We start from the raw sequence: 26,285 nt of genomic DNA on the forward strand, positions 1-26,285 counted from the left end.
GCCTGTACCGGAAAGCAGTTTTTTGCTGTTAAAGTCAGTGTCAGAAGCGATGCGGGTTATTTCGTTAGCCATTAACTGATATTCCTGATCAATCATTTTTCGCTGAGAATCAGTGTAGGTACCAGTAGCTGCTTGTTCGGCAAGTTCTTTCATTCGAATGAGTTTTGCATCAATAACACCAAGTGCTCCATCGGCTGTTTGAATCATGGAGATTCCGTCATTGGCATTGCGGATTCCTTGATTAACAGCAGCGATATCGGCGCGCATTAATTCACGGATGGCGAGTCCGGCTGCGTCGTCCGAAGCTGAGTTGACACGGAGACCAGATGAAAGTCGTTGTGTAGACTTTCCTAGCCTCCCATAATGTGATGACAGATTTCGATTAACATTTTCTGCCATCAGGTTGTTGTAGATTGTCAAAGACATTCTATCCTCCTGTGGTATTAAAAGGAAATAGTGTTGTGTTGTTTTAATCTATTCGGCTAAATGTAAAAAAATATAAAATAAAACTTTAAACACATCAAAAAAATGACGTAAAGCTCTTAAGAAATGTTAATGCAATTTTTGTACAAGATGTAAAGTGAAAGTTGCTAGTGAACAATGTTGAGAAGAAGTATGCATAAAAAAATGTTTTATGCTTTATTATAGCGCTAATTAAATGTGTTCGTATGGAGAAGGATTTTGCTTTATATGAACAGTGTTAAAGAGTAGTAGGGCGTGTTGATTGTACTATGAATTTATAAAGTGAGTTGTACCGCTATTAATTTGCTAATGGATGCAAGAGCAGGGCAATAGTGGTTTGTTGGCGCTTTAAGGTGGAGCATGATTTTAGTAGTACATATAAAAGTAATTTATCTAAGTGTTATTTACTTTGCACAAAAAAAGCCCGCTGCATGTGCAGCGGGCTTTTCGTTCATATGGCGAATTCTACAAGGAAGCGCCGACCATTCTCAGGAGACGCGCAAGCTGGTTAGTGAAGCCTGCTTCGTTGTCGTACCATACGAGGACTTTAACCATGTTGTCGTCCATTACGCTGGTACAGAGGCTGTCTACAACGCCGCCGTGGGTGTCACCGATGTAGTCAACGGAAACGAGCGGTTCGTCGGAGTAGCCGAGGTTTTCTTTCATGTCGCCTTCAGCAGCTGCTTTGAGTGCTGCATTAACTTCTTCTGCTGTAGTGTTTTTTTCTACGGTGCAGGTGAGGTCAATGAGGGAACCGTCAGGAATTGGCACACGGATAGCCATACCGTCGAGTTTACCTTGAAGCTCAGGAAGAACAAGGCCAACAGCTTTTGCTGCGCCTGTGGTGGTCGGGATCATGGACATGCCAGCCGCGCGAGCGCGACGCAGGTCTTTATGCGAACCATCAAGGATTCGCTGGCCCATGGTGTAACCATGAATGGTTGTCATAAGGCCATGTTTGATGCCGAAAGCATCATTGATAACTTTAGCTGCCGGCGCAAGACAGTTTGTGGAGCAGGAAGCGTTAGAGAGTACGTGGTGCTTTGCAGCATCATATGTATCGTCGTTAACGCCCATAACAATGGTTGCGTCCACGTCTTTGCCCGGTGCGGAAATGATGGATTTCTTAGCACCGCATGCAATGTGCTCGGCAAGACCGTCGCGGTCTTTGATGGTACCGGTGGTTTCTACGGCGATCTCAACTCCGAGTTCGCCCCATATCCATTCGCCGCGTGCGCAACGGGTAACGATAATCTGCTTACCGTTTACCTTAAAGCCTTCTTCGTTTGCTTCTACCTCTCCGTCAAACTTGCCGTGAACGGAATCGTATTTGAAGAGGTGTGCAAGTGCTTCATTGTCAGCGCGCGCGTTAATAGCAGCAATTTCGAGTTCAGGATCGTCAATAAGAAGACGAACGAGATAGCGACCAATGCGACCAAAACCATTGATACCAAGCTTTACAGCCATGAGAAAGCTCCCTAGCGGTAGTTAGTTAAATCTTGTTGGAGCAGCCCAGCACGTGTTTAATTTTGTGCTGAACCATATCTTTTACAGCCTGACGGGCTGGCTTGAGGTACTGGCGTGGATCAAAGTGAGATGGGTTTTCTGCAAAGTGTTTGCGGATAGTTGCAGTCATTGCAAGACGGATATCGGTATCGATGTTGATCTTGCAGACACCGTAAGTGGCAGCCTTACGAAGCAGGTCTTCCGGTACACCTTTAGCAGAGCCGATGTCTCCGCCGTACTTGTTTGCCATTTCAACAAACTCCTGTGGCACGGAAGAAGAACCGTGGAGTACGATAGGGAACTCAGGGAGCATGTTGGAGATTTTTTCAAGGCGTTCAAAATCGAGGCGTGCTTCGCCAGTGAATTTGTATGCGCCGTGACTGGTTCCGATAGCAATAGCAAGAGAGTCACAACCAGTGCGCTCTACAAATTCTACTGCTTGATCAGGATCAGTGTAAATGGACTCTTCAGAGTGAACATCATCTTCAATGCCAGCAAGACGACCGAGTTCAGCTTCTACAACAACACCACGCTCATGAGCGTATTCAACTACCTGTTTGGTGATAGCGATGTTTTCTTCGAAGTCGAGGTGGGAGCCGTCGAACATTACGGAGGAGAAGCCACCGTCAATGCACTGCTTGCAAATTTCAAAGTCCTGACCATGGTCAAGGTGCAAAGCGAGCGGGTGGTCAGTTTCGTCAAGAGCAGCTTCAATAAGCTTTCTGATGTAAGTCTGACCTGCGTAACGGCGTGCGCCAGCGGAAACCTGCAGGATAAGAGGAGCTTTTTCTTCCTGAGCTGCCTCCATGATACCCTGAATGATTTCCATGTTGTTTACGTTAAACGCACCAACTGCGTAGCCTTCCTTGTATGCGCGAGCAAACATCTCTTTAGTACCGATAAGTGGCATAAATAACCTCCTCAAAAAAATTACGGTAGCCATGATATTACGTAGAACATACTGTAATTCCATGATTACTGATACAAAAAAGCATAAGCTTAACCGTGCCACTTTGCTACTTAACGATGTGTTCGACCATGGGCGTGTAGAGGTCGGACAAAAGTTAACCGTTTACACTGACAGCGCATTGAAGCGCCACGATGTTGAAACAAAGGGGCTTGGGTGGACTAAGCGTTATTCTCATATATAACAGTTTAACGCCGGATAAAAATCCGCACTGGCGTCAAACAGGTGTACTTTACACGTGGTGCTCTTAAAAGCAAAGTAAACAAACTGCAATAGCTAGGTGCAATTTTCTTGAAAATAATTTTGTGAACAGACGTTAAGTTGTTGCTACACATAACGTAGGGTGTTGAATATTTATACGCTGTGCCGGACTGTTGCAGTAACATTGCAGACCGACACAGCGTGTTTTCTATTGTAGGGAGAAAGGGCTACCCTTGATCCATATTAAGTACGGAAAGGGCAGACATGGTTTGTTCGTCTGTAAACTCAAACTTAAGGGGAGTGAGGGTAACGTATCCTTCCGTAAGCAAATCGCGGTCTGTGCCCATTGCGACATCTTCCGGCGGAATTTTACCGTCCAGCCACCAGTAGCTTCCGCCACGGGGATCAGTATTGTGTACATACCAGTCCTTCCATGTTGCGCTGGTCTGCGGGCAGACTCGAAGTCCTTTGGTTTGCTCCATCGGCATATTCGGGAAGTTCACGTTTACAACACAGCGCTTTGGCAGTGAGTCCCACGGAAGGTTTTCAGCAAGCTGTACTGCGAACTCGGCTTGGCTGGAAAGGTTTTCCGGACGGAAGTTGTCATAGGAAACAGCCATGGACGGGTAGCCCATGCTGGCTCCTTCTGTTGCGGCAGAGACGGTGCCGGAATACAGAATATCCGGCCCAACGTTAGCACCGGCGTTGATTCCTGAGATAACAAGATCAATTGTATCTTCAATAAGGCTGCTGAGGCCGAGCTTGACGCAATCAACCGGCGTTCCGTATACCCCTTTGCCGCGAAATCCGTTTTCTTTGAACTCCTTAATGCGAAGCGGCATGGAGAGTGTAACGGCGTGACCTACAGCGGACTGCTCCGTAACCGGTGCTACGCAGTGTACAGTATGCCCTGCTTCAACGAGAGCTTTATATATGGCGCGTAAACCTGGCGCTTGAATACCGTCATCATTGGTCAGTGCGATTATCATAGGTACCTCTGGTTCTTGCTTGTATTTGCAAATATCAAATGGTTTGACAAGTTCTTGAAAAAACAGGAATCATACAGTCGTGATGGCACAGTATGATCTGCGTCAGTTTCTAGTTGAAATCTGTACAAGATTATATCTGAATACAGCTTGCAACTGCACCAAACGGGTGTTTTGAATAAGCGTTGATTTCAGACGCAGAACGGTACTTCCTGTTACGACTATTTTTGAAACGTACTTTATTCTTTCTTCAGGGTATAAAATGGACCTAAAAAAAATACAATTTGTTCGAGATATTTCCAATAATGATGAAGTTCTTTCCATTTTTGCCATCACGCAGGCAACGCTTGCTCAGGCGCGTAACGGCCCTTACTGGAGACTTGAATTAGCTGATATGACAGGGGCTATCGGCGCAAAAGTCTGGAGCCCGCTTGCACAGCAATTTCCTGAAGTGGCTGCAGGACAGATGTTGGCGGTAAAAGGCCGCGCCAGCACATACCGCGATATTCTGGATGTAAATATTGAGCACATGAAAATTCTTACTCCAGAAGAAACCGCTGAGTTGGATATGGGGGATTTTGTTTCAGCCTCTGAACGTCATCCTGATGACATGTACGCTGACCTGTTAACGTTATGCCGTTCAGTGCTGACCTATACCCCTTGGCTCACGTTTGTTGAATCTGCGTTGAATGATGAAGAAATTTCTATACGATTCAAGAATGCCATCGGTGCAAAGAATGTTCATCATGCGTATCTTGGAGGCTTGCTTGAACATTCCCTTTCTGTCGCAGAACTTTGTATGAAGTTATGTGACCAGTATCCTGAGCTTGATCGTCAGGTGCTGCTCGTCGGAGCTATTTTCCATGATATCGGGAAAGCATGGGAGCTTAGCGCAGGGCTCGTTAAAGATTATACTGACGAGGGGCGTCTTATAGGGCATATCAACATCGGGCTTGAGAAAGTGGAGCCATATCTTGCTGCATCCGGTCTCTCTACTGAACTGCAGATGCATTTTAAGCACTTAATTCTTGGACATCATGGCCAGCGGGAGTGGGGATCTCCGGTGCTTCCTGCCACTGCTGAGGCGTTGGTTCTGCATTATGCTGATAATATTGACGCAAAGCTTGCTCAGCTGCGTGGACTGTTCAGTGATTTTGAAGAGGATGCAACAGGCTGGACTCCATACCAGAATACGCTTGGTCGATTTATCTTCAAGCCGCATGCGACTCCAAAGAGTGAGTTTCCTGCTGCTCCGATAGATGAGCATGCATCAGTTACTGTCTTTGATGAAGAAGACTCTTTTTAATACGCTCCTAGTATACAAATTTCCATAAGTACAAGTCATCGGGTTAATTGGATGAGGCAAATTCTTTGCCTGCCGGAGACTTGCTGAAGGTATCATAAGGACATAATATGTTTATTTCTCTCGAAGGTATGGAAGGCTCCGGTAAAAGCACGGTTTTAAAAAAGCTGCATGCTTGGCTGGAATCAGAAGGGCATGAAGTTTTGCTTACCCGCGAACCGGGTGGCAGTGAGCTTGGCAAAACGTTGCGTGCGTTACTGCTCGATGCTGAAAATACAGATATCACCAGTGAAGCGGAACTGTTTATGTACCTTGCTGACAGAGCGCAGCATGTATCGCAAGTGATCAAACCTGCACTTGAGGCGGGCAAGGTTGTACTGTGTGATCGCTATGCTGATTCCACTGTCGTGTATCAGGGCTACGGTCGTGGGCTTGATCCTAACTTGCTACATTCTTTTAACGAAGTGGCAACAAAAGGGTTGTGGCCGAATATTACGCTGCTTCTGGATGTTGAGCCGGAGATTGGGTTGCGTCGTGCTCTTTCCCGAAATATTGAAAAAGGTCTTTCCCGTGCAGAGGGACGCTTTGAAGCAGAAGCAATGGAATTTCACTCCCGTGTACGTGAAGGGTATCTGACATGGGCTGCATTGAATAATAAGCGATTTGCTGTAATCGATGCTTCTGTAACGCCTGATGAGGTGTTTGATCAGGTGGTAAACAGCATGCGTACATGTATTGATGTTATGAAAGCTGAGGCTATTGGCTAGTCAAGAATTGACGTGTCAATATTGAATAGTAAGCGCATCAGGCAGAAGAGAGAATATGCTGCGAGCAAAAAATTCCTTAGGGGTAATCTTTTTCCCCGCATATGACTGGGCTATCAGTGCGACGCATCCTGAACGGGAAGAGCGCCTTTTGTACACGCAGGATCAACTGCGTGAGGAAGGGCTGTTCGATATAGAAGGGATTACGGAGTACAAGCCGCTTGTGGCAGCATTGGAAGATGTGGAGCGCACGCATTTTTGTTTTCCCAATGTGGAGAGCGTGTGCACCAAATCGCATCTTATTTCTGCCGGAGGGGCTATTCGTGCTGCCCAGCTGGTGATGGAGGGGGAAAAGGACAAGGCCTTTGCGCTGGTTCGCCCTCCCGGACACCACGCCATGAAGTCAGTGCATGGTTCCCGTGGATTCTGCAACATCAATATTGAAGCAGTCATGATTGAGTATATCCGTGAAAAATACGGTGCTCTCAAGATTGCTGTCGTAGATACAGATTGTCATCACGGTGATGGTACTCAGGATGTGTATTGGAATGACAAGGACGTACTGTTTATTTCCATGCATCAGGATGGCAGAACCTTGTATCCGGGAAGCGGTTTTCCTGCTGAACGTGGTGGCGTGAATGCCTACGGGAAGACGCTGAATATTCCGCTTCCTCCAAATACTTCTGATACAGGATTTCTGCATGCCATTGAAAATGTGGTGTTGCCGGTTTTGGACGATTTTAAGCCGGATATCATTATCAATTCAGCAGGGCAGGATAACCATTATTCCGACCCGATTACAAACATGAATTTTTCTGCACGCGGGTATGCAAAGCTGAACGAGCTGCTTAATCCGCATATTGCAGTACTAGAAGGTGGCTACTCTATTCAGGGTGCGCTGCCCTATGTCAATTTAGGTATTTGCCTTGCAATGGCAGGAATTGACTATGAGCACGTGGCAGAGCCGGATTTTTCTCCGCAACGTTACGCGCAGACAGAACAGGTTACGGAGTATATTGAAAAGCTCTCGAAAGAGCTGCTTGCAAGCTATTTTGCATCCGCTGCTCCGGATATTGAAACACTGGTGAAAGAAACCGGATATGAACGCGACGGCGATTTCATAGTCCGTGCTAAAGACGTGTACTACGACACGGACGGGATAAGCGAAAGTCAGATTGAGTCTGTGGTGTTGTGCCCTGATTGTTCAGGTACATTACGACTGGAGACATGGTCGTCTGTGAATCCCTTAAGTCTGGGAGTTGAAGTGCCGGTTGGTGCATGTGACCGTTGCCTTGCCATAGGGCGTAAGGTGCTGGAACAGGCGTGTGCCAATGAAAAATATCGCTATGTGCAAAGTATTAACCGCAGGGACAAGGAGTACATGCGGTATGGTTTTTAAGATGAATAAAAACGGCGTAGGAGTACTGCTCCTCGCCGTTTGCTTTTTAGCCGGTGCAGTTTTACCGGCAGCAGCTTCACCGTTTATTACTGCTGAAATGCAGGTGAAGTTGAAAAAGAATGATGAGATGTACCATCTGTTGCAGAACGCGTACGCTCAAAAGAGATGGTCTGAAGTTGTTGCGCTGTTTGAACAGTATAAAAAGGTTGCGGTGCAGCCTGAAACAAAAACAGCAAAATACCTTAAGATTACCGTAGATACAGAAGAACATGCGTCCAGAAAACGTCAGTTAGCGAAGTATAATGCGTTATGCAAAAAACTGAAAGCTGAGTACATTACCGCGACAGGACTCACCGTTATTGCGCTTGTGCATGATAAGCAGATAACAGAAGCTGAAACGTTGTTAAGCGGAGTGCAAAAGCACGCTGATGAACATGCCATTATCTCTGTGGCGCAGGGTATCGTAGCATATACGAAAAAAGAGTATCCAAAAGCAAAGACGCTGCTTAAAGCAGCCTTTACCCGTGACAAAACATTGTTTGAATCAGTGTACTACTTGTACAAGGTAGCAATGAAGCAATCTGAACCGGGGACAGCCTACTTCTGGTTGGAAAAGGCTGTGGTGCTTGCACCGGAGCGGCTTGACCTGCTCATGGGACAGGCCAAACTGCTGCAAAAGCTTGGGCAGTCTGCCGCAGCGGAGGCTATGTACTCAAAGTTGCTTGAAGTTGATCCGACCAATGCTGTTGCCTTTAACAACCGTGGATACTGCAGGGTGGCTATAGGAGATGTTGACGGAGCGTTCAGTGATTTTTCAAAAGCGATCTCCATTAACAGTATGTACACGGAAGCGTTGTTGAACAGGGCTGCATTGTGGCGCACCACAACAAATCTTTCCGCTGCACTGGAAGACTTAAACGCAGGACTGCGAGTGTCTCCGGGGGATACAAGGTTACTTGTTTCCCGTATGCAGACCTTGAGTGATATGGGGAACTACATGCTTGCCAAGCAGGATATGGAAGAACTCCTTACGCGCTCAGATTCTATTACTGTTATTAATGAGGCAGCATGGTTTTTAGCCACCTGTCCTTCAGAGCTTGTTCGGGACGGAAAGCGGGCGTTACGCTTGCTAACATCTGTTGTGGAACGGAGTAAAAGGCATCCGCGAGTATTAGATTCATTGGCTGCAGCATATGCAGCAACGGATGAATTTGATAAGGCTGTAACTATTCAAAAAGAAGCATTAACACGCGGGGCTGCATATCGCTTATCGCAGCGTCAGCTTGGTAAGTATGAAAAGCGTCTTGCGCTTTATAGTGAAAAACGACCTTTTATAACGAACGTGGACTAATACGATGAGTAAACCGATTGATACTTATTGGACATTACGACTGGCCGAGTTGAAGCAGACGCTTGAGAAAAACAATTTTGATGTTTTCATGGCGGATTCCCTTAAAGACGCAAAGCGTGTTTTTGAACACGAAATTCTTCCGTCACTGGAAGGTGTAAAAACTGTAGGCAGCGGTGGTTCTGTGACCCTTGCTGATGCTGGCATACTCGATTTTGTTCGCGAGCATGATGGCTTGGAGTTCTTTGATCCGTACAATCCTGCATTATCCAATGAGGATAAGTATGAGTTGCGTCGTCAGAGCCTGCTTACGGACTTGTTCCTTACCGGTACTAATGCCGTGACAGAATGCGGTAAGCTTGTGAACCTTGATATGATCGGTAACCGCGTGGCTGCGTTAAACTTTGGTCCTAAGCATGTGGTTCTTTTTATCAGTCGTAACAAGCTGGTTGAAACCGTGGATGATGCAATGTTCCGCATCAAGGACTACGTAGCACCAGTGAACACTATGCGTCTTGATATGAAAACTCCTTGCAAAAAAACAGGACACTGTATGGACTGTTCCAGTCCTCAGCGTATTTGTAATATTTGGACAATTACTGAAAAGTCGTTTCCTGCAAAACGCATAAAAATAGTTTTGATTAATGAAGATGCCGGATACTAGGCCGCATGGCCTGATCTTCCGGTAAGTTGATCCGAGCGTTGCGGCGGTGCGTTCTATGTTGCTGGAACGTACCGTCGATATCTCTGAGACATCTATGTAGTGTGGTTTGCATGGGGAGTTTCAGAATAATGCCTGACGCGTGGAAAAGGCCGCGCTGTTATGCAATCGCACTGGATATTGCTGTGGCACAGTGCGTATTTATTGAAGGATGCTGGATTGTAAGCTTGTTATGCTATTATGAGATTTGGGTCGGAACATACTTGCTTGTACTGCAGGGGAGGAGATGCAGGGAACGCGGGTATGCGGGACACATTGGCTGACAGATGCATCAACCTGTTGGTTTTGTATGCAGACGACAGCGCACGAAGATAACGTAAATTTACCGACCTGTACGGAGAGCCGTACGTAAACATTCTTGTCCAGCTACTGGTTCCAACACTTGATGACTGCTAATTCGCATCGTACGGACGGAGCACCATGTTTCTGAATGAGCACTTGAGCAAGAAATTGTTTGGCGAGGCTGGTATCACTGTTCCTGTAGGAACGCTTTTGACTCCTGAATCTGTAACTGTACCTGAGCATCTTTCTCCCCCGTGGTATTTGAAAGCACAGGTATTGACGGGCGGTCGCGGTAAAGCCGGAGGTATTCTGCGGGCAGATACACCGGAAGAATTTCATAAACAGGCAGAGAACATTTTTGCAATGAAGATTAAAGGGAATGCGGTTCCATTTATTCGTGTGGAACAGGCAACCGAAATTGCAAAAGAATGCTACCTTTCCTTTGTGCTTTCCAGAGAGCGCAAAGACCTTCTTTTCACAGTAAGCGCAGCCGGCGGGATTGAAGTTGAAAATTCTGCTCAGGCTGTCAAACCGCTTATCCAGCGTGTTCATCTTTCCTCAGGTCTTAAAGACCATCACTTACGGGCTGCCTTTTTTGAGCTCGGCGTTAGCAAAGAGCATTTTGCCGGTTTCTGCGATCTGGTAAAAAAACTTTATGGCATTGTCGCTGAATATGGCCTGCTGATGGCTGAAATCAACCCGCTTGTCATTACAAAGCAGGGCGAATGGATGGCTCTGGACGGTAAGGTGGAGCTGGATGACAACATGGTTGAAATGCATCCCGATGTGTTGGAGGGATATTATACTCCAGAGCATCATTCACCGGAGGAGAATATCGCCCGTGAAGCCGGATTAAGTTACGTTGAGCTTAAAGGCTGGGTCGGTATTCTTGTGAACGGTGCGGGGCTTGCCATGGCAACAATGGATTTGCTGAATTTCAACGGTCTGACTGCTGCAAACTTTATGGATCTGGGCGGAGCTGCTGACAGGGAGCGCATTAAGCGTGCCTTGGATTTATTGTTCGGCAATGATGATGTGAAGGCAGTGTTTATCAACCTGTTTGGCGGGATTGTTTCCTGCAAAGAAGTTGGCAAGGCTTTGCTCGCAGTGCTTGAGGGAGAGCCTGCCCCTAAGCCTATAGTCATCCGCATGGCTGGATTTGAATCTGTGGAAGGGCGCGAGTTGCTAAAAGAGGCAGCCCCTCAGAATGTATATATTACTGTGGAGATGAATGAAGCGCTTGAGCGGCTGTATACCTTAAAGCCGGCAGATGCACCAACCGTAGAGTTTACGTTGCAGGAAGAAGCTCCACCTGCAGGTATGCCTGCATTTACCCGTAGCGGTATAAAGGATGTTCTGGGACTGAGTAAAGATACACAGGTTCTGGTTCAAGGGATTACTGGTAAGGTTGCCCAGCGTCATGTTGCTATGATGCAGGAGTACGGAACCAACATCGTCGCAGGAGTTACCCCGTTTAAAGGGGGGATGGAGGTGCTGGGCGTGCCGGTCTACAACTCTGTTCACGAAGCAAAAAAACAGCACCGCATCGACGCTTCCATTGTATTTGTTCCGGCTGCATTTGCAGCTGACGCAGTGGCGGAGTCTGCAGCGGAAGATATTCCGTGGGTCGTGTGCATTACAGAAGGTGTTGCACAGGCAAGTATGCTTTCAGCGTTAAAGGATACAGCCGGAAGCAGTACACGAATTATCGGGCCGAATACCCCGGGAATTATTGTGCCTGAACAATGTAAAATAGGCATTATGCCTGCGAGTGTTTTTAAAGCAGGGCATGTGGCAATATTCTCCCGTTCAGGAACATTAACCTATGAAGCTGCTGACAGATTGTCACGGGCGGGCATTGGTCAATCCGTTTGTGTGGGGATTGGCGGTGATTCATTTATCGGAACAAACTTTTCCGACTTGCTGGAGCTTGTACGTGATGACGATAATACGCATGCAGTGCTCATCTTAGGTGAAGTAGGAGGCTCGGCAGAAGAAGATCTTGCTCGCTATGTGGAAATAACAGGGTTTGAAAAGCCGGTTGTTTCTTTTGTGGCAGCACGTACGGCTCCTCCGGGAAAACGTCTCGGGCATGCCGGAGCTATTCTTGAAGAAAATTCCGGCGGAATTGAGCGTAAATTACAGGCAATGCGCGATGCAGGCTTTGTAATCAGTCCTGACCTTGCCCAATTGCCTGAGCTGGTAAAAAGTGTTTTGGATAACACAGCAGCGAAAATGTCTGCGTAAAGCAGACCTACAATAGAATAACTAAAGGCAGCCATTGGTATTCGATGGCTGCCTTTACATTATTTGGGGGGTATGCCTGACTTCTATCCTGCTGTGGATAAAGATGCAGTGAGCTGGGAGCCGGAAAGCAATGTATAACCGTGGTAGGTTACATCAAAAAGATCCTGTTCCGTCCATCCCAGTTGATAGAGATCCTGTAATTGTTCTTGAGTGCATCCCTGCTCTGGGTGAAGAACTCGTGTGACAGCAAATTGGAGCAGGGCTTCCTCGTGTTCTTCGAGTGGAGTGTCCTGTTGAGTTGAGGCGACTGCTTTGAGATCTTCATCAGTCATGCCTGAGCGCTTAAGAATGGTTTCGTTAATGGCGATGCAGGAGTCATAGCAGACTTTGCTTGCAATGGCATACCGGATGGAGGAAAGGAGCGCGAAGTTGAGTGTCTTGTGACTGCTGAAATAGCGGATAAGATCCAGATGGAATTTCGCAATACTCGGGCTTATCGCATAGCGTTGCAAAGACGGAGGAGTGTTGATGGGTTTATCTTCAAACCAGTCAAAGATTTCTTTTTGGTCGCCGTGTGCTGTCTCTTTTGAAATTGTTTTGAGTAGGTACATGAAAACTCCGTTAAAGTAGACCGGTCGTCTAGTTAGAAGGTGTACAAAAAAACAATGCATTACCAAGCAGGCAATTATGCTGGCAGCAGGTACTGTAAAAGAAATTTTTCAGAAATAAGCAACGGTTCCTCGGAGCCGGTTGCCTTCATACTGGTAAGTGCCCCGTTTCTGCAGGTGAGAATGAATACAGCTGCTTCTTCGGCAGTGAAGGCAGTACTGATTTCTCCTTTCTCCTGTCCTCTTCGCACAATATCCGCAAATGTTTTTACGATCTTGCGGTGTGACTCCTGTAGCCGTTCCCTGATTGGGGGGGAAAGGGCGGACATTTCTTGCGAAAGATTAGCGATAAGGCAGCCACGGGAGTAGTTTGTTTCCGCATTAAATTTTCGGGACAGTTCAAATAATTTTTCAAAACACTGGATAGCAGTCAGTGATGGATCTTGACCAAGCGGAAACCGAGCACGTGCTATAACTTGTTCATAGTATTCTATGACAGCAATGCCAAAGTCCTCTTTACTTTTAAAGTAATGATAAAACGATCCCTTAGGCACATTTGCAGCATCAAGAATTGCTTTAAGTCCAGTTCCCTGAAAACCATGCAGGTGGATAAGCTCTGTGCCAGCTTCTAAAATACGTTCCCGTGTGTCTTCATTCATACGTGCCTATTAGACCAGTCGTCTAGTATCGGTCAAGGTGCTTTTTTATCAACCGATAGGAAAATGGGAAGTGCTTGTGCTGCCCGTCGTTAGGGAGAAAATAGATAGTGATATGTATGCCACAAGTGAAATACGGAGTAATCTTACAGGGATAATCTCTTATGCAGCCTGATATTACATGTGAAAAAATGATAAAAGCTAACGAATTTTCTATAGGATGTAAGAATATTAGGCAGGTGTATTGACAGTGGTAATCACTTTTAATAGTCAGCAATAATAGTCTGTAACTTGAGCAAAGTATCACTTTGAAGTTAGGGATGTTACGCTGTTCCTATGTCTACAGACACACCACTTCCGCATGTTCGATATTTGGGGATATCGAAATCTTTTCAATATCATTGTTATGTGAAATTAGATGCTTGCATGTTGCACAGCATAGCTTTGTTGCGTCTTTCGGGAAAAGCGCATGAACTATGTATGTAGGCATCACCCACTACTGGAATAAATTGTTATCAATAGAAAATTAGGGTGATAGTAATGTTACGGAAATTTAAAATAGCAACGCGAATTCAATTACTATTTGCGTTGCTTCTGATTTCTCTTGGTGGAATGCTTGTGGAGTACTGGCATGCTTCAAACGAACTTATTGAAACGAGTTCTGTTGAGGTGAATAAGCAAATAACCGTGCAGGAAAAGCAAAAAATAGAAGCTGCGACATCAATTCTGGTGAGCGCATTATCGAGCGCATTGGAAGGTGTGAGCGATCCGGTTGAGCAGCAGCAAATTATCCAGAAAGCGTTCACCAAAATTCGTTTTGAGAAAGATAAGTCCGGATACTTCTATGGATATCGAGGCACTATATGTGTAGCGCATGGTGCTAACCGCTCTCTTATTGGAAAAGATTTGACGGGCTTAAAAGGGCCGGACGGTGCCTACATTATTCAGGATTTATATAAGATTGCAAAATCTGGTGGCGGAATCACTTCGTTTGCATGGAATAAACCAGGTGAAGGGGTGCAGCCTAAAATCGGATCTGCACAGTTTATCCCGGGAACAGATATCTGGATAGGCACTGGCATTTATATGACGAATATTACAAAGAATCAGGAAGTTTTTAAAGAAAGCCTGATGACTCTTATTCGTCCTCGAATTATTTTGGTAGCAGTGTTGTTCAGTGTGTTTTTCGCTGCAATTACCTTCGGTTGTTTTTTAATTATCCGTAGCATTCTGCGTCCGTTATCTTCAGTGAAAGAAGGCGCAAAAAGTATTGCTGCCGGGCAGCTTGATTTGCATATTCCGACAGACGGGGCAGACGAATTGTCGGAACTGGCTCAGGCTATGAATGCGATGTCCAAAGCTCTTGTTGACGGTAACAGTCAGTTGTTGACGGCAAGCGCTGAAGCAAAAGAAAAGGCACAGACTGCAGCGCAAGCGCAAGCGGAGGCGGAGACAAATCGTCAGCATCTGCAGACATCATATAATGAAATATTGCGTACTGCACACATGCTTGAGCAGGCAGCTGTACAGAGCCGTTCTAAAATGGTGACACTGACTGATCATATGCGTGCAGTAAGCGGACGTTCCGATGATCAGACAAATCAGATGCATGAAGTGGATGCGGTGATGGAGCACTTGCATCAGGCAGCACTTCTTATCAAAGAACTTGCTAATCAGGCTATGGAGCAAGGAAAGGCTGAACTGGAAACAGTGCGTGAAGGTTTCCAGATGATAGACAGATCTCTCAGTTCTATCAAATCTGTGCACAAGAAAGCTAATGTGCTTCAGGAGCAGATGAGTGAGCTTGATAAGCAGGCTGACTCAATTAACAAAGTTATGGTTGTTATTTCAGACATTGCCGATCAGACAAACCTGCTTGCACTTAATGCGGCTATTGAAGCAGCACGCGCAGGCGATGCCGGTCGAGGCTTTGCTGTTGTTGCTGATGAGGTTCGCAAGCTGGCTGAGAAGACGATGGAAGCGACCAAAGAGGTTGGGAGCACTATTTCCGGTATCCAGCAGTCCACACAATTGAACGCGCAGTCTATGGATGGCATTGCAGAGGATATCACTGCAACCGCGACGTTAGCAGAGGAGTCCGGTGAACGTTTCAAGCAGATCGCATCCGGTGTAGAAACAACCTATGATCGTTCACAGCAGATATCTGAGGCTGCTGACAGACAAGCAAATCAGTACACTCAGGTCTCCAGCGCACTGGAACAAATGGAAGGCTTTGTTGCTGCCTCGGGCGAAGAAGTTCGAGGAGCTACAACGGTTATTCAAGATTTGCGTGATACAACAGAGCAGATTACCAGTGTAACTGAAGAACTGCGTCTTCATGCAGGAAGCTCGTCAAAGTAAGGCATGCGCAGAAAAGGCAACTGCACGCCAGCAGCTATACCAACAGGGCAGAACGGTATAGTTATTCAGCATAGAATAAAAAAGAGGGAACCGTTTGGTTCCCTCTTTTTTATTACTTGTTTTTCATTGCTGCTATATTTCAAACAGCATTTCAAGATCGTCTCTGGTGAGTGACTTCCATGCTTCCTTGCCCGGAATAATGGAGTCTGCAACACCTTTTTTCATATCCTGAAGCTTGAGAATCTTTTCTTCAACAGTATTCTGACAAATCATTTTGTATGAGAATACCTGTGACTTCTGTCCGATACGGTGAGCACGGTCAGTAGCCTGATCTTCAACAGCAGGGTTCCACCACGGGTCGTAGTGGATAACGTAATCGGCACTGGTAAGGTTAAGACCAGTACCACCCGCTTTCAGGGAGATAAGGAAGATAGGAATATCCGGTGAGTCGTTAAACCTGTCTACCTGTTCAAAACGATCCTTGGAAGTACCGTCAAGGTATGCATATGGAATATCAGCAATTTGCAGCCATGAGCGGATAATATGCAGCATGGATACAAACTGGGAGAATACCAGAACCTTGTGGCCCTCAGAAACAATGTCTGTAATCATGTCCTTGAATGCATCAAACTTACCGGAAGGCAGGTTTGTTGTGAAACCAGGCATGTTAAGGTTGAGAAGGCGTGGATGACAGCAAATCTGGCGAAGTTTGAGAAGTGCATCCAAAATAGACATCTGGCTTTTTGCCATGCCTTTTTCGTCCACATCCGACATAACCTGTTCTTTGAGCTTGGCAGCAAGTGCGCCGTAAAGCTCTGCCTGCTCTTCAGCAAGAGCGCAGTATTGGACGTTTTCAATTTTAGGCGGCAGATCTTTTGCCACCTCTGCTTTGGTGCGGCGTAAAATGAAAGGTCGCACACGGGTACGCAGTTGCTCAATAGTTTCTACGTCACCGTCTTTAATCGGCTTCACGATGCCACGCTGGAATGCGTGCTGTGAACCGAGGAAGCCCGGCATCAGGAATTCAAACAATGACCACAGTTCAAACAGGTTGTTTTCAATAGGTGTACCTGAAAGACAAAGTCTCTGGCGAGCATTGATCTTACGAACAGAGCGCGCAGTGATGGTGTTCGGGTTCTTGATGTTTTGTGCTTCGTCAAGAATGATGGAGTTGAACTCGTAGTTTTGCAGCTCTTCGAGATCACGGCGAAGCAGGGCGTATGTTGTCACAACCAGATCAGATTCATTGATCTGTTTGAACATGTTCTCTCGTCGAGTACCGTAAATAATGAGGCGTGTAAGCTCTGGTACGAACTTGGAAGCCTCTCGGTCCCAGTTAGGGAGAACAGATGTTGGTACAACAATGAGGTTAGGGCCTCTGTCACCACGCTCGACCATATGTTGAATAAAGGAAAGGGTCTGGATTGTTTTACCAAGTCCCATTTCGTCAGCAAGAATGCCACCGAATCCGTATTCGCGAAGGAAGTTGAGGTAACTGAGTCCCTGCTGCTGGTATCCGCGGAGTGTTGCCTGCAAGCCATCCGGTTGTTTAACAGCAGCGATTTCTTTAAATGTATGAATTTTTTCTCTCAGCGTATCCCAGAAGCCGTCAGTTTCAACTTCAGGAAGGTCGTCGAGCAGGTTGTCCAGTACAGGCGCTTCGTACTGTTCAAAACGCTGCTGAGGCGGCTTTTCAGGATCAAGACCCATTGCACGCAGTTTGTGCGCAACTTTTTCCAGCCACGATTCTGGAAGGCTTGTGTAAGAGCCGTCTTTTAACTGAACGTAGCGTTTGCCTTGAGACCACGCTTTCCAAATAAGATCGATTGGAACTTTCTGACCGTCGTAATCAACTTCAATATCAAGAGAGAACCACTTTTCGTCTTCGTTGGATTCCACCGTGGCGTTAATAACTGGTGTGGCAAGGCGAACCTTGTACTTGGAGAGCGCTTTCTCACCGAATACACGGTATTGCTCAATAAGTTTAGGGTACGCATCCAGAAGGAAGGTGATTGCTTCTTCAGGTTCAAGGAACCAGATACGGTTGTTACGTGGCTGGAAGTTCATTTCAAGCAGGTTTTCTGCAAGCTTGGCCTCCTCATCCTGCATACGGCGGATGAGATAGGTAGTGCCTTCAAAAGAATAACTGCCAGTCATGAATTCAGGGTTTGGCCCTGGAAGCAGGAATTCACCGTGAATTGTTTCGTAGAAGTTCTGAATTTCCAGTGTGAGCAGGGAGCCTTCTTCATCGAGGAACAGTTTCGGGTTATAGGTACCCGGAACAAAGATAGGTTCCATGTGCTCAAGAAACTTCTCAGGTTCGTGCAGGTCAGATGTCGGGAACTGTGTCCAGACTCTGTCGAGAAATTCTGGGATGTCATCGCGGCTGACATGCGGCGGCTGTTGCACAAGATCCTGAACAAGAGAAGAGTCCAGAGTTGTGTGAACAGGGTGAAACCCTTTTTTCCAGCAAACCCATAACGGCATCTGGCCATGGAAGGAAACTTCTTCTTCAGTAATGGATAAAGGCTGCTTGCCGCTGCCTTCAATCATAACTGCAAAGGTAAGTCCCTCTTCCTGAAGGTCAGGCTTGAGTTTGAGCTGCATGGTGGTGGTTTCAATACGGCATGGCTTATCAGTGTCCTGCCAGAACAAGTAGTACTCGTTTTTAACAGTCCACAGGAACCATGTGAGCAGTCCGTCGGGAATCTCAACGCGATGGCCGAAGTAATCGTTATACTTGCCGACCTGCTCCAGTAATTCCGCAAGACCAGGAGTCTGTTCATGCCAGTCCGGATGGTCGAGGAGTTGCTGGATAGTAATTTCGTTGTGTACGGTGGACAGTCCGGATTTGTTCTGCCTTGCTCGGAAGAACGAAACCTGTAGTCTGCCCGGTTCGGGGTGAAAACGGTAAAGAAGGTAGTGTCTACCGGCCTCTGGTTCGAGTTCGGTTGCAAAATACGACCTGAAGTTTTGTCTCCAGTCTGAACGCGGCTTAGCAGGTGCAGTCTCAGTTGTGCTTCCTTCTTCAAGTGAAGGAATAAACTTGAGCGCAGCGGCACCTACGTGACGGCACGCGCCATAAAATGCTTCTGGACAGTTGCAGATGAAATTTGTGGAATTCTCATGGAAATCCAACGAAATTTTCGGAGAATAAATCTGAAAATCTTCACCTTGAACTGTGTCGGAAATATCCCAGTATCCGTCCCCTTTTTTTACGCTTATCTTTTGAACCCCGCCGGAGTCCAAAAGATATTGGGAACCTTCGATAATATATTCTGGAATGGTACTCGATACCAGTTCGTGAAGCAGTTTTTTTGCGGAAGCCTCATCCATCTAAAAAAGCTCCTTGTGGAGTATGTAACGTCCTGAAGGGACGTCCTGCTATTTTACCCTAATAGCAAGAGGGGCATAAGGTTATTCAAAATTCAATCAGTTTTCAATAGGGTAGAAGTTTGTTAGCGTTACTTTTCCCGTACTGAATGTCTTTTGCCGTATCTGTTCAGGATACGCTATCTGATTATTTTGGCAATAGTGAGGATGCTATGCATTGCAGTTTGCAAAAAAGAGTGCTTCTAGGGGCACTGTTATGTTTTTTATTCCTGACAGGTTGCAGCTCTCCTGCTGAAAAAAAGCAATCTGCATCTACCACGGAAGCGTCTTCTAGCAAGGCATCCGAAAGAGCCGTTGGCGACAATACAATAAATATTCAAAAACCGGAATACGGTGGGCGCATTATTTTAGGCTCAATAGCTGATATTGCAAATATGATCCCCATGCTCAGCACTGATTCCGCTTCGCATACGGTTGCGTCGCATATTTATGTATCCCCTTTAAAATATGATAAAGATCTGAATATTGTTCCGTATGCCGCTGAGTCCTTTGAAGTTCTGGATGAAGGCAAACGGATACGTATTACTATGCGCAAAGACGTGCAGTGGGAAGACGGTACACCGCTTACAGCAGAGGATGTGGAGTTTACATATAAATTATACATAGATCCGAATACTCCTACTGCATATGCGCAAGACTATCTGCTAGTAAAAAAGTTTACTCTTATAGACAAGTACACATTTGAAGCAACCTATGAAAAGCCTCTTGCACGCATCCTCATCAGTTGGATGCTTGACATTTTGCCAAAGCACCTGCTTGAAGGAAAAGATCTACTGTCCTCACCGCTCTCATCAAAGCCTGTAGGTGCAGGTCCATTCAAATTTAAAGAGTGGGACAGGGGCGAAAAAGTTGTTCTTGAAGCAAATGATAACTACTTCCTTGGCAGACCGTATCTGGATGAAGTTGTTTATCGTGTTATCCCAGACAGTTCTACAATGTTTCTTGAGTTAAAAGCAGGGCATCTTGATATGATGACGCTGACACCGCAACAGTATTTGTATCAGACAGATTCAGCGTTTTTCACAAATAATTTTGCAAAATATCGTTACCTTTCTTCTGGATACTCTTTTTTGGGCTTTAACTTTAGAAGCAGGTTCTTTCAGGATGCCAGAGTCCGCAGGGCAATATCCTATGCTATTGATAAAGAAGGACTGGTGAAAGGAGTGCTGTTTGGACAGGGAAAGGCGACAGAAGGGCCTTACAAGCCGGGAACATGGGTGTACAATACATCCATTGAGGACTATGGGTATGACCCTGCAAAAGCATCTGAGATAATGAAGGATGCAGGATGGACGAAGAATAAAAAAGGTGTTCTTGAAAAAGACGGTATCCCGTTTAAATTCACGATTCTGACTAATCAGGGTAATGAAGAACGGATAAAAACTGCCACGATCATTCAAAGTCAGTTGAAAGATATCGGTATTCAGGTCACTATTAGAACTGTTGAATGGGCTGCATTCATCAAGGAATTTATCAATAAGGGGCGTTTTGACGCACTTATTTTGGGGTGGAATATTCTTCAGGATCCCGATATTTCTACGGTTTGGCATTCATCACGGGCTGAAGACGGGGGATTGAATTTCATTAAATATATCAATCCTGAGCTGGATAAATGGCTTGAACTCGGGCGGAATACGCTTGATATGGATGTGCGGAAAAAGGCGTATGACCGTGTTCAGGAGATTTTACACACAGACCAGCCATATTGTTTTCTGTATGTTCCGTATTCCCTGCCTATTGTCCATAAGCGATTCAAAGGAATTGAGCCTGCGCTGTCAGGCATTACACATAATTTAGACCGATGGTGGGTTCCGAAAAGCCAGAGGCATTATGAGGTTGCAAACTAATCCATGATCAGGATTCAGGAAATATTAGATAAAGTAACAGAGCTTCGTCCGGATGCGGACGTTGCTCTGATTCAGAAAGCATATGTCTTTTCTGCTGCTGCGCATGCTGGCCAGACCCGTCTTTCGGGTGAGCCGTATCTGTCGCACCCGCTTTCTGTAGCCTATGAACTTGCCTGCATGCGAATGGATGATGTTTCCATTGCAGCAGGTTTGCTGCACGATACAGTTGAAGATACTTCCGCAACCATTGAGGGGATTGATGCCCAGTTTGGTGAAGAAGTGGCGGATGTTGTTGATGGTGTTACTAAAATCAGTCTGATGACCTTTGAAAGCAAGGAAGCTGCTCAGGCGGAGAACATCCGTAAAATGATCCTTGCCATGGCAGAAGATATCCGCGTGCTTATTGTGAAGCTTGCGGACAGGGTGCACAACATGCGCACTCTGGATTTCCAGAAACCTCATAAACAAAAGCTCATTTCGCAAGAGACCATGGATATTTATGTCCCTCTTGCCAACCGTCTTGGTCTGCACCGTATCAAGCTGGAACTTGAAGATTTAAGTTTTCGTTACTTGCGACCTGAAGTCTTTAATTCCATCACTGAATGGCTGGATGATAACAGAATCTCAGGTCAGGAGTATATTCAGAGCGTTATTCAGCTGCTTTCATCAATGATGAAAGACAACAAGATTAAAGCTGAAATTAAAGGCCGCATCAAATACCGGTACTCCATTTACCGGAAAATGGAGCAGCAGAACCTCACGCTGGATCAGGTACATGACATTATTGCCTTTAGGGTGATTGTAAAGGATGTGCGTGATTGTTACGCGGTGCTGGGGCTTGTTCACGCCATGTGGAAGCCTGTTCACGGCAGGTTTAAAGATTACATCTCCATGCCTAAAGCTAACATGTACCAGAGTTTGCATACGACGGTCATGGGACCTGAAGGCGAGCGAATCGAGATCCAGATCCGTACGGATGAGATGGATCAGATGGCTGAATTTGGTGTTGCTTCTCACTGGTTGTACAAAGAAGGTGGCGGCGGACGCTTGAAAGCCCGTGATGTGCAACAGTTTACTTGGCTTCGTGAACTGCTTGACTGGCAGAAGATGGAGACGGATTCAAAAGAATTTATGCGTTCTTTGAAATTCGATCTCTTTAAAGACGAAGTCTATGTCTTTACTCCGGGCGGTGATGTTAAAGAACTGCCGGAAGAGGCCAGCCCTGTTGATTTTGCATACATGATTCATACGCAGGTCGGCGATAAATGCTCCGGTGCTAAAGTTAACGGTAAGCTTGTACCGCTCTCTACTCCGCTGAAAAACGGTGACACTGTTGAGATTATTACAGACCAACACCGGCACCCGAGCAGGGACTGGTTGCGTTTTGTTAAAACAGCAAAGGCGCGTACCCGTATTAATCACTTTATCCGTACAGAAGAACGCACCCGCTCCATCAGTCTTGGTAAGGAGATGCTGGAGAAGCTTGGGCGTCGTATGGATATTAATGTTCAGAAGGCTCTTAAAGAGGGTGCGTTCGAAGCTGTCGCAGAAGAGTTCAATCTCAAAGAAGTTGATGAACTCCTCTCACAGGTCGGGTATGCCCGTCTGACTCCACGTAAGGTTCTTCAAAGGCTCCTGCCAAAAGACGAACCGGAGCCGGAAGAAACAACTTCTGAACCGCAGGCTGAAGAGCGTGTAGAGCAGACCCACGCTAATAGCGTCGGAATCAAAGGCGTGGATGACGTGCTCGTGCGTTTTGCACGTTGCTGTACACCGGTTCCGGGTGAAGCCATTGTAGGCTTCATCAGTCGTGGTCGTGGTGTAACAGTGCATACGTCTGACTGTCCTAATGTGCAGAACCTCGAAGCTGAGCGTCTGATTTCAGTGTATTGGGATGGTACTGAGGATAAGCCGTACCCTGCGCGTATCAAGATGATTTCCAAAAACGTGATGGGAATGATGGCAAAGGTAAGTGAACTTTTGATGAATGAAAAAGTGAACCTTGATGCCGGTATGTTCCATTCTATGGTTGACGGAATGTCTGAAATGGAATTCACCGTCGAAGTGCGTGATATTGCGCATCTCTACAGAACCATTGATAAACTTCGTGCATTGGAAGGAATGGTAGAAGTATCTAGACTTTCTTCTTCAGATTAATTGTTTTTTGCCGATAAGCTCTGTAGCCGCGGTTTCTTGTGACTACAGTAGCTATGCAGCAATGCAGGCAGGTTTTCATGTAGATAAAAAAGCCGCGATTCCCGAAAGGGTTCGCGGCTTTTCTTGTATGCAGTGAGCTTGGCGCGTAAATTGTTGTGGTGCGTTTAGCGTGTTGCTGGCTTGCTGTTCATAGGCTTTTAAGAACCCGTGTGTTCGGGGGAATGCATATGAGAATACATTTGCAAAAAATAGCAAATTGTTGCCTATTGTAAAATAATAAGAATTCTCTATGGTGTTCTAAACAGACTGGAAGCGACATGCAGTGTGACTGCATTGAATCAAGGCAGCATGCTGTGCTGGTCCGTTGTAAAATGAGAACAGGAGATTCTGTTGATTAGGGTTGTAGTAGTTGATGATTCCGCTTTTATGCGGAAAGCGCTGACAACAATGCTGGAGAAAGATCCGGAGATTAAAGTTGTGGCAACTGCACGTAATGGTGCAGATGGACTTAATGTCATACGACAGTATGATCCGGATGTTGTTACGCTTGATATCGAGATGCCGAAAATGGACGGTCTTACAGCACTTCGTCATATTATGATGGAAATGCCGCGTCCTGTTTTGATGATCAGTTCTCTTACTATGGAAGGTGCAGAGGCAACACTCAAGGCGATGGAACTTGGTGCAGTGGACTTTATTCCCAAGCAGCTTGCCAATGTCTCGCTTGAGATTGTTAAAATCGAAAAAGACCTTCAGCAAAAAGTAAAACATGTTTCCCGTCGTAAAATACGCGCTCCAAGAACCAGCAGGCCGCCGGTAGCTGCAAGACGTGCCGCTCCTGCAGCAGCTCCAGTCATGCGTGGCAGACCGAAGCGCGATGTTGTTGCAATAGGTGTGTCAACAGGCGGCCCTCCTGCTGTGCAGAAGGTGCTGTCAAAATTGCCTGCAAATTTCCCTGCATCGATTCTTATTGCACAGCATATGCCGGGGGCTTTTACAGGTCCTTTTGCAAAGCGTCTGGACAGTGTCTGTAAAATAAAAGTGAAGGAAGCAAGCGGAACAGAGGCTCTTGCTCCAGGGACAGTCTATATTGCACCGGGTGGTAAGCATATAGTGCTTCAACAGCGAGGTTCCAGAATGGAAGTTGCTGTGAAGGAAGAGCCAGCAGATGCACTGTATAAGCCTTCTGCAAATATTTTAATTGAATCAGTAGCAAGAACGCAGGGACGCAGAGCAGTGGGGGCAATTTTCACTGGTATGGGAAATGACGGCTTGCTTGGGATACGCGAATTGAAGAGCAGAGGGGGCTATATTTTAGCACAGAATGATGCCTCCTGTGTCGTGTACGGCATGCCTAAAGCTATTGTAGACGCGAAGCTGACCGATGAGATTCATGATATCGATGATATGGCGGCAGCGTTAATGGAAAGCATTTACAAATAATGTCCGCGGGATTTCCGCCAACTAAGAAGGTTCATTTATGTCTGAATGTGACAAGATTTTAGATCAGTTACGCTCTGATAATTCTGAGTTTGTTCGTGATGCTGCCTTTGTTGCAGGTACAGAAAAAATTGAATGTGCAATTCCTGAGCTGATTCGGCATATACAGGAAGGCAATCTGGGAGTGCAGGAAGCTGCTGACCGCGCACTGCGGGCAATCCGCGGTGAAAAATCTGTTCAGGCTGTAATTCCGTTACTTGCTTCAGAAGAAGCTCCGATACGTAACGCTGCCATGGATATTCTGCGTGAGATCGCAGAGGATGATCTTGAAAGCGTTATGAGTCAGCTGAAAAGCTCCGATCCGGATTTGCGAATATTTATTTCTGACATTTTAGGTTCTACTAATAGCTTATTTTCAGTAGCACCGTTATGTGAAGCTTTATTGAAAGATCAGGAAGTTAACGTTCGGTATCAGGCTGCTGTCAGCCTTGGTGAACTTGGGTTTTCTGACGCTGCGGATAGCCTTATTCAAGCTTTGGATGATGAAGAGTGGGTTCAATTTTCAGTTATTGAAGCATTGACCAAAATCGGAGCAGCACAGACAGCCGGTGCACTGGTAAAAGCACTGGGTAAAGCGACTCCGCTTGTTGCCTCTATGATTGTCGAGGCGCTTGGTGAGATGGGGGATTTGAAAATTGTTCCTCTACTTATTGAGCAAATGAAGTCTGCCCCTGCTCCACTGCAGAATAAAATTTGTAAAGCGGTTGTGCAGCTTTTGGGAGATAAAGCTCTTGAGTTGTTGCCTTCCGACAAGCGTTCACAATTCTGTAGTGCCTTGCTGGCAGCACTTGATGATGAAGATGAACAGATTCAGCTTGCTGCGTTGCGTGGGCTTTCTACTGCCAAAGGTGCAGAAGCTACACAGAAGGTGATGAGTACCGTGGCAACATTTAATGTTGATCGGGATACCGACAAACTGATTGCAGCAGTTGAGTGTCTTGCCAATATTGGGTGTAACTCTGCATTACTTGAAGTTTTTCAGGATGATAACGAGCTTGCGTTGCGTGTTGCGGCGGAGGCGGTTTCACGCATGTCAGAAGGCGAGATGCGTAAAGCTCTTCCGACAATACGGGCTGTATTCAGCGATAAGGGAGTTTTTGTCCAGCGCGATCTTATCACAGTGCTGGTTAAGTCAGCCAATGTTTCAGATGAACTGTTTTTCCAGAATGTATTGAGGGAACATTCTGATGAGATGATTCTGAAAAAAGCATTGTACTTTCTTGGGGAAAATTCTTTGCATCCAGAGAGCGCAGAGATTGTATTTGAAATGCTTTCGCATGACTCTCTTGAGGTAAAGGATGCAGCGCTTGAAGCAGCCATTGCGATGGATAATGAAATGCTCTGGATTCGTTTTGTTTCCAGAGTGGAAAGTGATGACCCGACAGAACGCATGATGGCTGTGTATGCCTTGGGTAAATCTAGAAATGATGTGCATGTTGAGCTACTTAAAGAAGCACTTTCCGATCCGGTAGTCGATGTCCGCCTTGTTGCCTTGGAAGGGCTGATTGCTTTAAGCCCTGAGTCTGCAACGCTTATCGAGCAGGTAAAAATGTTGCTCCATGATGCAAACCGTGATG

The 26,285-nt window shown here is 46.1% G+C and carries 18 protein-coding genes and 1 pseudogene; 12 read left to right on the forward strand and 7 right to left on the reverse strand.

Annotation, left to right across the window (positions count from 1 at the left end; translation table 11 throughout):
- Nucleotides 1-6: 6 nt before the first annotated feature.
- From SP90_RS16840 to surE, 4 genes and pseudogenes are all read right to left on the reverse strand, one after another.
- Nucleotides 7-426, reverse strand: a pseudogene (locus SP90_RS16840) (flagellin N-terminal helical domain-containing protein); the annotation flags it as partial.
- Between the two features lie 501 nt (nt 427-927).
- Nucleotides 928-1,929: a type I glyceraldehyde-3-phosphate dehydrogenase gene (gap, locus tag SP90_RS13835; protein WP_066857503.1), complete on the reverse strand. Its 1,002-nt coding sequence runs from the start codon at nt 1,927-1,929 to the stop codon at nt 928-930.
- Nucleotides 1,930-1,954: 25 nt separating this feature from the next.
- A complete protein-coding gene (fba, locus tag SP90_RS13840) occupies nt 1,955-2,878 on the reverse strand; it encodes a class II fructose-1,6-bisphosphate aldolase (RefSeq protein WP_066857506.1) in 924 nt (307 codons plus the stop codon).
- A 485-nt stretch (nt 2,879-3,363) separates the two neighbouring features.
- Entirely contained in the window at nt 3,364-4,125 is a 762-nt protein-coding gene (surE, locus tag SP90_RS13845; RefSeq protein WP_066857509.1) for a 5'/3'-nucleotidase SurE, read from the reverse strand.
- Between the two features lie 259 nt (nt 4,126-4,384).
- Here surE and SP90_RS13850 point away from each other — a divergent pair, with 259 nt between their 5' ends.
- The 7 genes from SP90_RS13850 to sucD all read left to right on the forward strand — a co-directional run bounded on the left by SP90_RS13850 (nt 4,385) and on the right by sucD (nt 12,186).
- Nucleotides 4,385-5,428, forward strand: coding sequence for a 3'-5' exoribonuclease YhaM family protein (locus tag SP90_RS13850; RefSeq protein WP_082936461.1), 1,044 nt, complete (start codon nt 4,385-4,387; stop codon nt 5,426-5,428).
- 107 nt (nt 5,429-5,535) lie between these two features.
- On the forward strand, nt 5,536-6,192 hold the full coding sequence (gene tmk, locus SP90_RS13855; protein ID WP_066857514.1) for a dTMP kinase: 657 nt from the start codon (nt 5,536-5,538) through the stop codon (nt 6,190-6,192).
- A 55-nt stretch (nt 6,193-6,247) separates the two neighbouring features.
- Nucleotides 6,248-7,588, forward strand: a complete 1,341-nt coding sequence (locus tag SP90_RS13860; RefSeq protein ID WP_066857517.1) for a histone deacetylase family protein — start codon at nt 6,248-6,250, stop codon at nt 7,586-7,588.
- The gene (locus tag SP90_RS13865) at nt 7,578-8,939 is read left to right on the forward strand and encodes a tetratricopeptide repeat protein (RefSeq protein ID WP_066857520.1); all 1,362 of its coding nucleotides are present in this window, start codon (nt 7,578-7,580) and stop codon (nt 8,937-8,939) included. Before SP90_RS13860 ends, SP90_RS13865 begins: the two co-directional genes overlap by 11 nt.
- 4 nt (nt 8,940-8,943) lie before the next feature.
- Nucleotides 8,944-9,600, forward strand: coding sequence for a lactate utilization protein (locus SP90_RS13870; RefSeq protein WP_066857523.1), 657 nt, complete (start codon nt 8,944-8,946; stop codon nt 9,598-9,600).
- A 244-nt stretch (nt 9,601-9,844) separates the two neighbouring features.
- Nucleotides 9,845-10,009: a hypothetical protein gene (locus SP90_RS16980; protein ID WP_407920038.1), complete on the forward strand. Its 165-nt coding sequence runs from the start codon at nt 9,845-9,847 to the stop codon at nt 10,007-10,009.
- A gap of 68 nt (nt 10,010-10,077) precedes the next feature.
- The gene (sucD, locus tag SP90_RS13875; RefSeq protein ID WP_066857526.1) at nt 10,078-12,186 is read left to right on the forward strand and encodes a succinate--CoA ligase subunit alpha; all 2,109 of its coding nucleotides are present in this window, start codon (nt 10,078-10,080) and stop codon (nt 12,184-12,186) included.
- An 83-nt stretch (nt 12,187-12,269) separates the two neighbouring features.
- Here sucD and SP90_RS13880 read toward each other — a convergent pair whose 3' ends face one another.
- Together SP90_RS13880 and SP90_RS13885 are read right to left on the reverse strand one after the other, a co-directional pair.
- Entirely contained in the window at nt 12,270-12,797 is a 528-nt protein-coding gene (locus SP90_RS13880) for a carboxymuconolactone decarboxylase family protein (RefSeq protein WP_066857529.1), read from the reverse strand.
- A 74-nt stretch (nt 12,798-12,871) separates the two neighbouring features.
- Nucleotides 12,872-13,453, reverse strand: coding sequence for a TetR/AcrR family transcriptional regulator (locus SP90_RS13885; RefSeq protein ID WP_066857534.1), 582 nt, complete (start codon nt 13,451-13,453; stop codon nt 12,872-12,874).
- Between the two features lie 537 nt (nt 13,454-13,990).
- On the opposite strand from SP90_RS13885, the gene SP90_RS13890 reads away from it, so the two are divergent.
- The gene (locus SP90_RS13890; protein ID WP_066857537.1) at nt 13,991-15,811 is read left to right on the forward strand and encodes a methyl-accepting chemotaxis protein; all 1,821 of its coding nucleotides are present in this window, start codon (nt 13,991-13,993) and stop codon (nt 15,809-15,811) included.
- Nucleotides 15,812-15,943: 132 nt separating this feature from the next.
- On the opposite strand, the gene SP90_RS13895 is transcribed toward SP90_RS13890, so the two are convergent.
- A complete protein-coding gene (locus SP90_RS13895; protein WP_066857540.1) occupies nt 15,944-19,147 on the reverse strand; it encodes a DEAD/DEAH box helicase in 3,204 nt (1,067 codons plus the stop codon).
- Nucleotides 19,148-19,356: 209 nt separating this feature from the next.
- On the opposite strand from SP90_RS13895, the gene SP90_RS13900 reads away from it, so the two are divergent.
- The 4 genes from SP90_RS13900 to SP90_RS13915 all read left to right on the forward strand — a co-directional run.
- Complete coding sequence (locus SP90_RS13900; RefSeq protein ID WP_066857543.1) at nt 19,357-21,051, forward strand: peptide-binding protein; 1,695 nt, start codon at nt 19,357-19,359, stop codon at nt 21,049-21,051.
- 3 nt (nt 21,052-21,054) lie between these two features.
- Entirely contained in the window at nt 21,055-23,208 is a 2,154-nt protein-coding gene (locus SP90_RS13905; RefSeq protein WP_066857546.1) for a RelA/SpoT family protein, read from the forward strand.
- A 390-nt stretch (nt 23,209-23,598) separates the two neighbouring features.
- Complete coding sequence (locus SP90_RS13910; RefSeq protein ID WP_066857549.1) at nt 23,599-24,651, forward strand: protein-glutamate methylesterase/protein-glutamine glutaminase; 1,053 nt, start codon at nt 23,599-23,601, stop codon at nt 24,649-24,651.
- Between the two features lie 37 nt (nt 24,652-24,688).
- Nucleotides 24,689-26,285 (forward strand): HEAT repeat domain-containing protein (locus tag SP90_RS13915; RefSeq protein ID WP_066857552.1); only part of this gene is annotated, 1,597 nt, incomplete at its 3' end.

Origin of the sequence: Halodesulfovibrio spirochaetisodalis (genome assembly GCF_001672295.1) — a bacterium.
GTDB lineage: Bacteria > Desulfobacterota > Desulfovibrionia > Desulfovibrionales > Desulfovibrionaceae > Halodesulfovibrio > Halodesulfovibrio spirochaetisodalis.